This is a genomic window from Capnocytophaga cynodegmi (assembly GCF_002302475.1).
Classification (GTDB): Bacteria; Bacteroidota; Bacteroidia; order Flavobacteriales; family Flavobacteriaceae; genus Capnocytophaga; species Capnocytophaga cynodegmi.
Window position 1 is genome coordinate 2,008,204 of the sequence record NZ_CP022378.1, and the last position, 14,731, is coordinate 2,022,934.

9 protein-coding genes are annotated in these 14,731 nt (G+C 35.4%); 3 read left to right on the forward strand and 6 right to left on the reverse strand.

Going from position 1 to position 14,731, the window contains the following annotated elements; genetic code table 11:
- Positions 1 to 76: 76 nt before the first annotated feature.
- The 3 genes from rpoC to CGC48_RS08990 all read left to right on the forward strand — a co-directional run bounded on the left by rpoC (position 77) and on the right by CGC48_RS08990 (position 6,282).
- On the forward strand, positions 77 to 4,363 hold the full coding sequence (rpoC, locus tag CGC48_RS08980) for a DNA-directed RNA polymerase subunit beta' (RefSeq protein WP_098029302.1): 4,287 nt from the start codon (positions 77 to 79) through the stop codon (positions 4,361 to 4,363).
- Positions 4,364 to 4,366: 3 nt separating this feature from the next.
- Positions 4,367 to 4,675 (forward strand): DUF3467 domain-containing protein, encoded by a 309-nt coding sequence (locus tag CGC48_RS08985; protein ID WP_018280441.1) that lies wholly within the window; start codon positions 4,367 to 4,369, stop codon positions 4,673 to 4,675.
- 434 nt (positions 4,676 to 5,109) lie between these two features.
- Positions 5,110 to 6,282: a porin gene (locus tag CGC48_RS08990; RefSeq protein WP_098029303.1), complete on the forward strand. Its 1,173-nt coding sequence runs from the start codon at positions 5,110 to 5,112 to the stop codon at positions 6,280 to 6,282.
- Between the two features lie 53 nt (positions 6,283 to 6,335).
- On the opposite strand, the gene CGC48_RS08995 is transcribed toward CGC48_RS08990, so the two are convergent.
- From CGC48_RS08995 to CGC48_RS09020, 6 genes are all read right to left on the reverse strand, one after another.
- A complete protein-coding gene (locus tag CGC48_RS08995; protein ID WP_098029304.1) occupies positions 6,336 to 7,490 on the reverse strand; it encodes a VWA domain-containing protein in 1,155 nt (384 codons plus the stop codon).
- A gap of 18 nt (positions 7,491 to 7,508) precedes the next feature.
- A complete protein-coding gene (locus tag CGC48_RS09000) occupies positions 7,509 to 8,195 on the reverse strand; it encodes an outer membrane beta-barrel protein (protein ID WP_098029305.1) in 687 nt (228 codons plus the stop codon).
- A gap of 181 nt (positions 8,196 to 8,376) precedes the next feature.
- On the reverse strand, positions 8,377 to 9,735 hold the full coding sequence (locus tag CGC48_RS09005) for a DUF5723 family protein (RefSeq protein ID WP_098029306.1): 1,359 nt from the start codon (positions 9,733 to 9,735) through the stop codon (positions 8,377 to 8,379).
- A 121-nt stretch (positions 9,736 to 9,856) separates the two neighbouring features.
- Positions 9,857 to 11,848: an excinuclease ABC subunit UvrB gene (gene uvrB, locus CGC48_RS09010; protein ID WP_098029307.1), complete on the reverse strand. Its 1,992-nt coding sequence runs from the start codon at positions 11,846 to 11,848 to the stop codon at positions 9,857 to 9,859.
- Between the two features lie 29 nt (positions 11,849 to 11,877).
- The gene (locus CGC48_RS09015; protein ID WP_098029308.1) at positions 11,878 to 13,260 is read right to left on the reverse strand and encodes a 5-methylcytosine restriction system specificity protein McrC; all 1,383 of its coding nucleotides are present in this window, start codon (positions 13,258 to 13,260) and stop codon (positions 11,878 to 11,880) included.
- Positions 13,260 to 14,726 carry an McrB family protein gene (locus CGC48_RS09020; RefSeq protein ID WP_317045455.1) on the reverse strand — a complete coding sequence of 489 codons (1,467 nt, stop codon included), beginning with the start codon at positions 14,724 to 14,726 and terminating at the stop codon, positions 13,260 to 13,262. The genes CGC48_RS09015 and CGC48_RS09020 overlap by 1 nt, the downstream gene beginning before the upstream one ends.
- Positions 14,727 to 14,731 lie beyond the last annotated feature (5 nt).

Here is a 14,731-nt window from a genome sequence, read left to right on the forward strand (position 1 = left end):
TAAATTCTAAAATAAAATGTATTAAGAACCTTTTAAAGGTTTTACAATAAAATAAAAATTTTTACAACCATATAGTATGGCAAGAGATAAAAATACAACTGTTTCAAAATTCGATAAAATTTCTATCGGATTGGCTTCGCCAGAGTCAATTCTAGCGGCTTCTCGTGGAGAGGTTATCAAACCCGAAACCATCAATTATCGTACCCACAAACCTGAGCGAGATGGTTTATTCTGTGAGCGTATTTTTGGTCCAGTAAAGGATTATGAATGTGCTTGTGGAAAATACAAACGTATCCGTTATAAGGGCATTGTTTGTGATAGATGTGGTGTGGAAGTAACTGAGAAAAAGGTGCGTCGTGATAGAGTAGGCCACATCAATTTGGTAGTACCAATTGCTCATATTTGGTATTTCCGCTCATTGCCTAACAAAATAGGATACCTATTGGGGTTGCCATCTAAAAAGTTGGATATGATTATTTACTACGAACGTTACGTAGTTATCCAGCCAGGTATCGCCAAAGGACCTGATGGAGAGGATATTCAACCATTGGATTTTCTTACAGAAGAAGAATATCTTAATATAATGGAGTCACTTCCTGTTGAGAATCAGTATTTAGAAGATACCGATCCTAACAAATTTGTGGCAAAAATGGGAGCAGAGTGTTTGTTAGATTTGCTCCAGCGATTAGATTTAGATGAACTTTCGTATGATTTGCGTCACAAAGCGAATAACGAAAGCTCAAAACAACGTAAAACAGAGGCTCTCAAACGTTTACAAGTAGTAGAAGCTTTCCGTGAAGCGAAAAATAATCGTGAAAATAAACCTGAATGGATGATAATGAAGGTGATTCCGGTAATTCCGCCTGAATTACGTCCGTTAGTTCCGTTAGACGGAGGGCGTTTTGCTACTTCCGATTTGAACGATTTGTATCGTCGTGTTATTATCCGTAATAATCGTTTGAAACGACTTATGGAAATCAAAGCTCCAGAGGTAATCTTACGTAACGAAAAACGTATGTTACAAGAGTCAGTAGATTCGTTGTTTGACAATACGCGTAAATCTTCAGCTGTAAAAACTGAATCAAATCGTCCGTTGAAATCACTTTCTGATTCCCTAAAAGGGAAACAAGGACGTTTCCGTCAGAACTTGCTTGGAAAACGTGTGGATTACTCAGCACGTTCGGTGATTGTTGTAGGTCCTGAATTGAAATTGTACGAGTGTGGGCTTCCTAAAAATATGGCGGCTGAGCTTTACAAGCCTTTCGTTATTCGTAAGTTGATTGAAAGAGGAATTGTAAAAACGGTTAAATCTGCCAAAAAAATTATTGATAAAAAAGAACCTGTAGTTTGGGATATTTTGGAGAATGTGATTAAGGGTCACCCAGTTCTTCTGAATCGTGCCCCAACATTGCACCGTTTGGGGATCCAAGCTTTCCAACCTAAATTGATTGAAGGTAAGGCAATTCAGTTGCACCCATTGGTGTGTACAGCGTTTAATGCGGACTTTGATGGTGACCAGATGGCGGTGCATTTGCCTTTGGGACCAGAGGCTATTTTGGAAGCCCAACTTTTGATGTTGGCATCACATAATATTTTGAATCCTGCTAATGGTTCGCCAATCACTGTACCTTCACAAGATATGGTTTTGGGGCTTTATTATATGACCAAAGGAAGACGTTCTATACCTGAATATCCAATTAAAGGAGAGGGAATGACTTTCTACTCAGCGGAGGAAGTAAATATTGCTTACAACGAGAAAAAATTAAGTTTGAATGCCTTTATCAAAGTGCGTGTTCGTGACTTAGATGAAGAAGGCAATAAAGTGTATAAAGTATTGGAAACCACTACGGGTAGAGTTCTTTTCAACGAAGTGGTTCCAGCAGAGGCAGGATACATCAATGAAGTATTGACTAAAAAGTCATTGCGTGATATCATCGGACATATTTTGAAATCTACAAGCATTCCTGTTACGGCAGATTTCTTGGATAAGATTAAAAATATGGGATACAAATTTGCTTTCCAAGGAGGATTGTCATTCAGTTTGGGCGACATTATTATTCCGAAAGAAAAAGCTGATATGATTGCTGAAGCCAATGGTTTGGTTGACGGAATTATGATGAACTACAATATGGGTCTTATTACCAACAATGAGCGTTATAATCAGGTGATTGATGTTTGGACATCAACCAATGCTCAGCTTACAGAGTTGGCAATGAAACGTATTAGTACTGACCAACAAGGATTTAACTCTGTGTATATGATGTTAGATTCTGGTGCGAGGGGTTCAAAAGAGCAAATTCGTCAGCTTACAGGTATGCGTGGACTTATGGCAAAACCTAAAAAATCGACAGTAGGTGGGGGAGAAATCATCGAAAACCCGATTTTGTCGAACTTTAAAGAAGGTTTGTCAATCTTGGAGTATTTCATTTCAACACACGGTGCTCGTAAAGGTCTTGCCGATACCGCTTTGAAGACCGCCGATGCGGGATATTTAACACGTCGTTTAGTAGACGTTTCACAAGATGTTATCATCAACACAGAAGATTGTGGAACATTACGCGGTGTAGAAGTTCGTGCTTTGAAGAAAAATGAGGAAGTTGTTGAAACTCTTGGAGAACGTATCTTAGGACGCGTGTCGCTTCACGATGTTTATAATCCACTTACAGAAGAATTGCTTGTTAAGTCAGGAGAGGAAATTACTGAAAAAATAGTTGCTAAAATTAATGAGGCTCCTATTGAAATGGTTGAAGTACGTTCTGCTCTTACTTGTGAGGCTAAACACGGAATTTGTGCTAAATGTTACGGACGAAATCTTTCTACTGGAAAAATGGTTCAAACAGGTGAAGCTGTCGGAGTTGTGGCTGCACAATCTATCGGAGAGCCTGGTACACAGCTTACGCTTCGTACTTTCCACGCAGGAGGGGTTGCTGGTAACGTTTCTGAAGAAAATAAGGCAGAAGCACGTTTTAGTGGTATCCTCGAAATAGATGATTTACGTGCCGTAAAAGGTAAGGACAACGAAGGAAATCCAATTAGTGTAGTTGTGCGTTCTTCTGAATTGAAAGTAGTTGATCCAAATACAGGAATGGTGTTACAAACACACGATATTCCGTACGGAGCGAGTATCTTTGTGAAAGATAAACAAGAAGTTACCAAAGGGACTTTGCTTTTCCAATGGGATCCGTACAATGCCGTAATCATTTCTGAGTTCTCTGGAAAAATTGCTTATGAAGGTATTGAGCAAGGAGTTACTTATCAGATTGAAATTGATGAGCAAACAGGCTTCCAAGAAAAAGTAATTGTGGAATCACGTAATAAAAAATTGGTTCCAACATTATTGATTTTGGATAAGAATGGTGAGGTATTACGTTCTTATACTTTACCAGTTGGAGCTCACATTATGGTTGAGAATGCAAGTAAGGTGGAAGAAGGTAAAGTGTTGGTGAAAATTCCGCGTAATTCCGCAAAATCTGGGGATATTACGGGAGGTTTACCTCGAGTTACAGAGCTTTTCGAAGCACGTAACCCTTCAAATCCAGCGATTGTTTCTGAAATTGATGGTGTAGTTTCGTTTGGAAAAATTAAACGTGGAAATAAAGAAGTTATTGTTACCTCACGTTTGGGAGAAGAGCGTAAGTATTTAGTGAAACTTTCAAGCCAAATTTTGGTACAGGAGAATGACTACGTACGTGCTGGTAAACCACTTTCTGATGGGTCTGTAACACCAGATGATATTCTGAAGATTAAAGGACCATCAGCTGTTCAGCAGTATTTGGTAAATGAGGTTCAAGAAGTGTATCGTTTGCAAGGTGTAAAAATCAATGATAAGCATTTTGAGGTAATCGTTCGTCAAATGATGCGTAAAGTTGAAATTCAAGATCCAGGGGATACTTTATTCCTTGAAGGTCAGCTTGTTCATAAAGATGATTTCATTGAGGAAAATGATAAGTTATTTGGCAAGAAGATTGTTGAAGATGTTGGTGATTCTGAGAATTTGAAAGCTGGACAAATTGTTTCTCTACGCCAGTTACGTGATGAAAATTCACTACTTAAACGTGCCGATAAAAATTTGGTAATTGCTCGTGATGTTATTCCTGCAACGGCAACACCTGTGTTACAAGGTATTACAAGAGCTTCTTTGCAAACTAAATCGTTCATTTCAGCGGCATCATTCCAAGAAACTACAAAAGTGTTAAACGAGGCAGCTGTAAGCGGAAAAGTAGATACACTTGATGGCTTGAAAGAGAATGTTATTGTAGGTCACAGAATTCCTGCAGGTACAGGTTTAAAACGTTATGAAAAAATTCTTGTGGGCTCAAAAGCAGAATTAGAAAACGCTGGTGAAAAGAAAAAATCAAAATAGCTTATGAGTGATTTGAAAGAAAATGAAGGACAATTGAGTATTGAACTTGATGAAAAAGTCGCTGATGGCATATACTCAAATTTGGCAATTATCAACCATTCGATGAGTGAGTTTGTCGTTGATTTTGTAAATGTGATGCCTGGTATTCCAAAGGCAAGAGTTCGTAGTCGCGTTATTTTAACGCCACAACACGCAAAACGTTTGTTGAATGCGTTGTCTGAAAATATACAGCGATACGAGAAAGCCAATGGAATAATTGACGAAAATTCACATCATTCCATTCCTCTGTTTGGATTAAAAGGGGAAGCGTAATTGGTTTAAAATAGAATAAAAGCAAGGTCATAAAAAATATTTTTTATGACCTTGCTTTTTTATTTGTAAAATAGAAGAATAAAAAAAGAGACTGCTGAAAAATCAGGCAGTCCCAAATCAACAAAAATATAACCATCTCTCTTACGAACTATAAACAAATGATTTTATATAGCTCACTTAAGAAAAATAATAACTATGACGCAAATATATGTAAAAAATAATTATAAAAAAGCTTTTTATAGTTGTTTTTTTATCAAATAGAGGAATTTAACGTTTTATATTGTTGTATTTTCATTTTTTTATGAATATTATGCAAGTGATGTCTTATGATTTATTCGTTGCATTTGTATCATATAAACTTTTGCATCTAAACAGAATAAATTGATTGATAGGTTTTTTTTGTTATCTTTGCGGAGTTAAAAAAATATAATGAGATGAAGAGATTGTTTTTTTGTTTGTTGATGGTAAGTTCTTCTTTTTTGTTTGCACAGAATGCAATGAATGAGGATAAAGGGCAATTAACACCTTACTACGATTTCAAAAAAGGAGTGGGTATAACTGCTCCAGATAGCTTATTTCAAATGAATATTCGTTTTAGGATGCAAAATCGTTTCGATGCTGTTGTCGATAAGAATGATGAAGTAGGTTATGAGGCTTATATCAGGAGGTTGCGTTTACGATTCGAAGGTTTTGTTATAGACCCTAAATTTGGCTATACCATCCAGCTTTCTTTTGCTCCTCGTGATGTAAATGGAAATCACATTATCCGTGATGCGATTGTTTTCTATAAGCCTAATAAAAATTGGTTGTTCAGTTTTGGGCAAACCAAATTACCTGGAAATCGTCAACGAATTAATTCTTCTGGAGCACTGCAACTTACAGATCGTTCAATTAATAACGCTACTTTTAATATTGATAGAGATTTTGGTTTTCAGGCTCATTACTTAAATCAGCATAACGATAAATTTTCATATAACCTTAAAACGGCTGTCACTATGGGTGAAGGACGTGACTTCATAGGTAGAAATACAGGACTTGCCTATACAGCTCGTTTTGAGATTCTTCCACTTGGTAAATTTAAAAAAGGTGGAGAGTACTTTGAAGGCGATATTTTAAGAGAAGAAACACCAAAACTTTATTTTGGAGCTACGTATCATTATAACCACAATGCCACAAAAACACAAGGACAGAATGGAAATACGTTGGCTAATGAGCAAAAAAGAAATTTACAATCTGTATTGGTTGATGGTTTGATGAAGTATAATGGTTGGGCAATTATGGCTTCTTATATGCAACGAACAGCAAATAATCCGTTGATTGATCTGAGAGCAAAATCTTTTGTAGAGGCTGGACGTGGATTTGATGCTCAATTGAGTTATGCCTTCCCTAGTAATTGGGAAATTGCTTCTAGATATTCCCATCTTTCTCCAATCAATGATATAAAAGATGTAATGCCAAAACGAAACCAGATTTCATTAGGGGTTACTAAATATATTTGGGAACACGCTTTTAAGGCTCAGATGGAAATTACCAGAACTAACAAAATGTTACTTGATAGCTCTCAAAAAGAATGGTATTTGCGATTCCAAGTTGAGATAGGAATTTAGTGAAAAATTGATAATAAAGATAAAAGGTTTCTGAATTTCAGAAACCTTTTTTATTATATCTGTTGGTTCGAAGACGTTTCAAATTTCTTCAAATTGTGATTTTTTAAAGCTGCTTCTACTAACTCGGGTAATCTGTCAGGAGTACAAGCAAAACAAGGAATACCTAATTTACTGATTTCCTTTCCCAATTTTTCGTCATAATCAGGTTTTCCTCTATCTGAAAGAGCTAACAGTACCATTACTTTTACTCCTTCTTCATACATTTGTGAAAGTCGTCGGAGCAAACCAGCCCGTACACCACCTTCGTACAAGTCTGAAATTAAAATGAACATCGTTTTCTTAGGATTTTCAATCAATGTTTGGCAATATGTAACAGATTTGTTGATGTCTGTTCCTCCTCCGAGTTGTATTCCAAATAGCATATCTACAGGGTCTTGCCTACAGAGTTCAGTAAGGTCAGTAACTTGTGTGTCGAAAGCAACTACGTGAGTATTTAATGTTGGCATACTTGCAAATATGGAACCCATTACTGAAGAGTAAATGATTGAATCAGACATTGAGCCACTTTGGTCAATATCCAAGATGATAGTCCAGTTTTTCTGTTTTTGTGTTCGCTCGAAGAAGTAAAATTTTTCAGGAATTAGGCGTTTTGTTTTTATGTCGTAATTTTTAAGGTTTCGATTAATTGTTTTTTTCCAATCGGTAGAAGCAAAATTGGCGATAGGGGAGTGAGCTTTCCTGTTTAAAGCTCCTGTTACGGCACGACGCAAATCTTGTTCCATTCGTTTCATAATTTCATCAACAACTTCTTTAACGAGCTGACGTGCAGTTTCTTTTGATTTTTCAGGAATTTGCCCTTTCAATGCCATTAAGGTTCCTACCATTGAAATATCAGGTTTTACATTTTTAAGTGTTTCTGGTTCAAACAGAAGTTTCGTAAGTCCTTTACGTTCAATAGCATCGGATTGAATAATACTGACCACATCTTGTGGAAAGAAAGTACGTACATCAGTCAGCCATTTGGCTAAATTTGGAGCAGAGGAACCTAAACCAGCTTTTTTACTTCCATTATTTTTCGTTGTATGCTCATCATAAATAGCAGATAAGGCATAATCCATAACAGATTGTTGCTCATTTAGAGAAACATTCTCCAACGCTTTTGTATCCTGCCCAAGAATTAGCCTCCAACGTGTTGTTTTTTCTTCCATAGCTTAATTTTCAATGAATTACAAAATGTAAAAAATCAATCCCATTTGTAAAAGTGAAGATCTTAAAGAAGTGTTGTTTTCCAGTTTAGCATCTTTAAGAATGGAAGATAAATTGTATTGTATGAAAAAGTTCCACGTATTGTATCCAAAAGCAGAGTAGACTTTAAAATGCCATTTTTTGTTAAGGTCTGAGTTATTAAAATAGATAGTAATATCATCTCTTTTGTAGAGGCTTTTTGCACTGAAAACGTACCCTAACCGCATTCCTGTGTAAATTCTCCAGAATTTATGGCTTTGGGCAGTTGATGTTCGCCAACGAAATTCAATAGGAAATTCAAGGGTATGTGTTTCAAAATAATTTTTGTTGATATTCAGGTCGTTTAAGTTTTTAATGATATGATATGAATCGGAGGTGTTTTCACGAAAAATATTGCTATAAACTAAATCATAGGAATAGCCTACGCCCAAAGCTAAACCGATATTTCTTCGTTCATTCATCGGTAAATCTTTCTGAAAACCAGCGTGAATTCCTCTCGAAAGACTATGTTGAACAACATTACTTGCTTCAGAAATTAAATAGTCGTATGTTAGTCCCACATAAAACTGGTCTTCCAAATATTTCTCACCTCGTCCTTTTTTTTCTTTCTTCTCAGTTGTTGTTTGAATCATTCCATCGTCAGAGTCATCTTGTGAAAAAACTGACATTGGAAAGCCAAGACAAACTAATAATAAGCATATTAAGTGTTTCATCATTCAAAATAAGTAAATATTTACAAAGGTAAATTTTTTATTTTAATAATCAAGATTTTTGTTTAAAGATAGGGCAACAAAAAAACAATGCACTAAAATAGCACATTGTTTTTAAAAAAGTATTTAAGTTTGAATATTATATTTCAAATTGAAGTCCTCCAAATACATTCAACTGTTTTGCGTTTTTGGATAACAAATTGCTGACAATACTTCTTGAACCAATGAAAAGAGGACCTAAACGAACCGCTGTTCCTACATTTGTTCCCATTCCAACAGCGGTTGATACAGGAAGGTAAAATCCAACGTATTTCCACTCTACTCGTGGAGTAACCACTAACCCACTTGCGTAATAGGAGTTGTAAACTTTGCTGGTATTAGTAATATTGAAATTTGCTGATACATCTACAAAAATAGGACCAGTAACGCGTACGTCAGCATTTAATCTGAGTGATGTAGGCAAAGATGAAGTAATCGAACTTCCTTTTAAAGAAGTTTTTGAAACAAAAACGCTTTCGTCCATACTTTTTTGAATATCAGACAAGTTAATATTGTGGTTTCCTACATTCAAAGAATATTTTTGAGAATCATCACTAACGGAATATTTTAAACGACCGATATCAGTAAAAGATAATCCTAATTTTAAGTCATAAGGAGTTGTTGTACAACTTGGGCAACCTTCTTTGCGATATTCATATACAAAACCTAAGTCAAATCCTAAAGCAGAAACTTGAGGTTTTAAAATATCGCTAAAATTTGGGTTTTTAGTTATATTAACCCCTCCATTTGATAATAAAAATTCTGCATTTTGGTTTCCTTGAACGTCTATGTTAACGATAACATCATTGTTGTTTTCAATCAACTTAGCTTTGATGTTTCCGTTGATTTCAGAAAAACCAGCGTATGTACTAATAGCTCCCCTTACAAATTTTGCAGTAAGCCCCGCTTTGAAAGAATGATTACTTGTTTTTGCTAATAATCTTGACCAAGTGAAAGCAAATTCAGAGAAAGCATTAGCAGAGATACTTTGTCTGTCAAGGTTGAAAGAATATCCCGCTGGAGAAAGATTTAGCTCGTTTGAATTAACTAAAAAAGATTCAAGTACCTTAGCATCAATATCTCTTGCGTTCATAAAAACACGTGCTCTTGATGTGAAAGCAAAAGCATTTTTTCTTCCCACGTGGAAGTAAAAAGAAGGTCCTAATACATCAAGATTGATATTTGCGTTGATGTCATTGTGTGAAGAGACCTGTGATGTGAATTCGTTAAAACTTTTCTTCAAATCAAAATTTATTCCCATTTTGTTGTTACCAAAATTTGCATCAACTGAGGCAACATTGATAGCAAATCGGGCCATTCCATCAACAAAATTTGCAGGATTTGTCGTGCCTTTGTACATACCACCATACTGACTGGTGTTTAGTCCAGAGAAAGATTGCTGTGCATTGATTGCGAGAGTAGAGAAAATTGCAACCGAAAATAAAAATTTCTTTATCATTACAAATAAATTGAAAAATTAACGCGGCAAAGATATAAAAAAGTTTAAAAGTTAATTAAATAGTATGAAAAAATACTCTTTTTTTCGATAAAATAGAAATAAACTTAATAACACAAAAGAATTAAAATTTTAGTTCTTCTAATTTTTTAATCTCGTCACGATATTGAGCGGCTTTGACAAAGTCGAGTTCTTTGGCGGCAGTTTCCATTAGTTTGCGAGTTTCTCGGATTTTTTTCTCGATTTCTTTTTGTGAAAGAAGTTCTGTTTGAATCTCTTTTTCTTTTTTAAACGAAGGGTCATAATGAAATTCGGTAATCGGACTTTTGCTAAGTGTATTTTCGATTTTCTTATTTAATGGCTTGGGAGTGATTCCATTACGTAGATTGTAATTCATCTGTTTTTCACGTCGATAGTTGGTATCATCAATGGTTACTTGCATACTTTGAGTAATTTTATCGGCATACATAATGGCTTTTCCGTTTACGTTTCGGGCAGCTCGTCCCACCGTTTGGGTCAGCGAACGTGTAGAACGCAAAAAGCCTTCTTTGTCAGCATCTAAAATGGCAACAAGCGAAACTTCAGGTAAATCCAAACCTTCACGAAGTAAGTTTACACCGACCAAAACATCAAATAATCCACGACGTAAATCTTGCATAATTTCAACTCGTTCAAGGGTATCCACATCGCTGTGAATGTATCGGCAACGCACCCCAATTTTGGTCAAATATTTAGTAAGCTCTTCCGCCATTCGCTTGGTGAGAGTGGTTACCAAAACACGTTCGTCCTTTTCTACACGAAGCTGAATTTCTTCTGCCAAATCGTCAATTTGGTTTTCACTCGGACGAATTTCGATTTCGGGGTCGAGCAATCCTGTCGGACGAATAATCTGCTCTACATAAACCCCTTGCGTTTTTTGAAGTTCATAATCGGCAGGTGTTGCACTTACGTAAATCACCTGATTTTGAAGGGCTTCGAATTCCTCAAATTTCAGTGGACGATTATCCAAAGCTGCGGGTAAACGAAAGCCGTATTCTACCAAATTTTCCTTCCGACTGCGGTCGCCTCCGTACATTGCGTGTACTTGCGGAATAGTTACGTGACTTTCATCGATGACCATCAGAAAATCATCAGGGAAATAATCCAACAAGCAAAACGGACGCGAACCAGGCTCTCTTCCGTCCAAATAACGCGAATAATTCTCAATTCCAGAGCAATATCCCAACTCGCGAATCATTTCTAAATCGAAATTCGTGCGTTCTTCCAAACGTTTTGCTTCTAGGTGTTTACCAATTTCTTTGAAATATTCTACTTGTTTGGTTAAATCCTGCTGAATGTCCCAAATGGCTTTTTGTAACACATCGGGCGAGGTTACGAACATATTGGCAGGATAGATATTCAAACTATCGTAACGTTCTAATACTTTGTTAGTTTGAGGGTCGAAAACCTCAATTTCTTCGATTTCATCTCCAAAGAAATGAATGCGGAAAGGCGTATCGGAATAGCCAGGATAAACGTCCACCACATCGCCTTTCACTCGGAAATTTCCGTGAATGAAATCGGCAGTGGTTCGGGCATACAAACTTTGCACCAAGCGATGCATAAATTTGGTTCGTGGAAGTACTTCGCCTCGCTTTATGGCGATTACATTCTTCTGAAATTCAATAGGATTCCCGATTCCATACAGACACGAAACGGAAGCCACAACCAACACATCGCGTCGCCCTGAAAGCAAAGAAGAAGTAGCACTAAGCCGCAATTTTTCGATTTCTTCATTGATGGATAGGTCTTTTTCGATGTATGTTCCCGTAGTGGGAATGTAGGCTTCGGGTTGGTAATAATCGTAATACGACACGAAATATTCCACCGCATTGTTTGGGAAAAAGGCTTTAAATTCGCTATATAATTGAGCAGCAAGGGTTTTGTTATGAGCCAAAACAAGCGTGGGACGTTGTACATTCTGCACCACATTAGCTACAGTAAAGGTTTTTCCTGAGCCTGTCACACCGAGTAAGACCTGATATTTTTCCCCTTTTTCGATGCTTTGCGTGAGTTGCTTAATGGCTTGAGGTTGGTCGCCAGTAGGCTGAAAATCAGATTGTATAGAGAATTGCATTTTTATAAGTTAGTTTTATATTTTTCGAATTAAAGTTCGTTGCTTTCATTTGTAGGTAATTTTATATCCAACTTGAAAACTTTATAGTATAATTCTATTTTCTTCTTATTTTCAAAATTGATTTCTATGTTACCATTTTTAATGGTAGGATAGATAATCAGGCAATCTATGTGTGTATCGTTATCTTCCGAAAATCCTATTTTTTCGCGTACTTTTTTGAGTCGAGCGTAGCCCGAAACCTGCCGAATATCTTCGTGGATATGTCCGTAATCGTATTTTAGTTTGTATTTGGTATCGATAATTAGGGAGTTTTCACCATCGGAAATGAGAAAATCCAATTGATTTCCGTGTGTACCAAATTGATAATGAATTTTGGAATGTAAATCCTCATTTTCCAACAATTTTTTATACACATACAGCTCAAAAAGTTTAGGCATATCTATCCAAAATGGAGGAATTTCTATCTGCTCCTGTTGTGTTGCCCTTGAGATATTATAAGAAAATCGTTTTAAGATTAAATTTCCTATTTGTATGGCTTCTTTATATTCCTTAAAAAAGGGATTATGTTTGATGTTTTTTAACTCACTTTGCTCAATATCAGTCGAAATCAATTCAAAAGCAGGACGACAATAACCAATAATTTGATTGACCTCTGTTTTATTAGGAAAGCCCTTGAAATTCTCTATATAATGAGAACAAAACTGAAAAACTTTTTTCAAAAATTGATTTTCTAAATTGTCTTCGCCAAAAACTTGATACTCGCAAAAAGTTTTAGTGAATCGGTTTTTCAATACATTTTGTTTGATGTGCGTACCGACTAAAATTTTACCTTTTACACGATTGTTCAGATTTTCTCTGACCTTGTAATACGATTTTTTCAAGCCTTTTCTTACAATATTTTTCAGAATTCCCAGAAACTGAACCACCAAAAAAGGCGTTAAAGTATCCTGCTTCTGCTCAATAGGTATTGGTTTTTCATTCCAAAAAATATTGACTAAATCGGTGGTGTGGTGTGTCGGTATAGTAGAAGCATAGACATCAAGCAACATTTTTACGAAATTGATTTCCTTTATATTATCATCCTCATTTATAGATACTTTTTCTTCTGAATCTACATTTTTTTCAAAATTTCCAATATGCTTTTGATTGATTTTCGGCTCAACTTGTACAAACTTTTCTCCCTCTATCAACCAATCTGCCCCGATGTAATAATTGGCTTGTAAATGATAGCAATTCTCTTTTTTCTCAAATAAAAAAGGAGAAGTATTGTTGAAAATCTTTCTTGGTTGGTATTTTTCTAAAAGAGCAAAAGAATCCAGAGACAAAGAATGTTCATCTTTATCTAAATCTTGTTTTTCCTTATAAATTTTAACCGAATAATGTTCTTTTAAAAGAATTTCATTGTCACACATTAAAGTTTATTTATCTCATTAATAGCCAATTCCTTTAAAACGCCATCTTTTACATATTCACGCAAAATAGGTTTGATTTCGTAATTCAAACGCGTCTGAATATCAATGTCTTTCGTGATAAAATACGAATGACCTAACCAAACATCTTTTGCGTCAAATTCGCTTGATAAATGTTCGGATTTAACAATTTGTTCTTTTGAATAATCTTTATTTAAATCGAAATCCTTTATAAATAACTCGCTAACAGCAATAAATTTATCTTTTGCAAAATGTTCGCCCAACTCCTGCGACAAATCTTTTGGAAACATATCCACAAACGCAAAACGCCTTCTGATAGCATAGTCGATATGTCCCACACTGCGGTCGGCGGTGTTCATCGTACCAATAATATAAAGATTCGGAGGAAGTGTGATTTTATTACTTCTATCAACTGCGTACATCGAGTCCACTGCCTCTCCATGATATTCCAAAGCGTAAATCAGTTCTCCCAAAACCGAAGAAAGATTGGCACGGTTAATTTCATCGATGATGAGGACATAGTTATTGTTTGAATCTTTTTCCGCATTTTCTGCAAACTCAGTCAAAACTTTATTTTCTGCTTCGTAAGTTATTCCATCTCCGTTTGAGTTAGGTTTGGCAACAATCCCACGCACAAAATCCTCATACGAATAACTCGGGTGAAATTGTATGATTTGGAATTGGTCATTGTTTTTTAAATCTTCTTCTTTCTTTAGTTTTAGTAATGCTTTTGCTAATTCTTTCGCTTCTCTTGTTTTTCCTGTTCCTGGAGGACCTTGTAAAATGATTTGTTTTTTATATTTGAGGAGGTTGAGAGTCTTTTCTAAATTCATATCTTCCTTGTTTTCAACAATCTGTTTATTAGATAATGTTTCATATAGTTGCCATGGTATAGTTACTAAATCATAAATATTATCATTAGGATATATTTTCTTTATTAGTTCAATTACTTTATTACTAATCTCAAAATAATCTTTATCTTTTATTTTTTTATCTTTTGGTAATAAATTATTGATTAAATTTTTCGCTTTATTTAAATCTTTTGGATTAACAATAGTGCAAAGAATTTTAGGTTGTAAACCTGCTATTAATCGATTAACAGCAGCTTTTCTGTGTTGAGAAGTATGTTGTCTAATTATATTATCAAGATTTCCATACAAATTTATCCGAAGTGTTTCTTGGCTTTCTGCTATTTCCTTCAAAATGGGGGCTATTTCAGTTTCCCAATTTTGTTTTATTTCCTCTTTTTCTTTATTACTAAAATAGCCTTGTTTCAATGATGAAACGCATTGTCCTTTACTTCTCTCAAAATATTCATAAAAAACATCTTTATCCCAATCCTGCCAACGAGATTTAGTCTTTGCTTCCTCTATAAAACGAGGCACAAATTTTTTATAATCTTCTTTCCAATTTTCCCAAATTTCTAATCCTTTTATTATTTTTTCCAACTTTT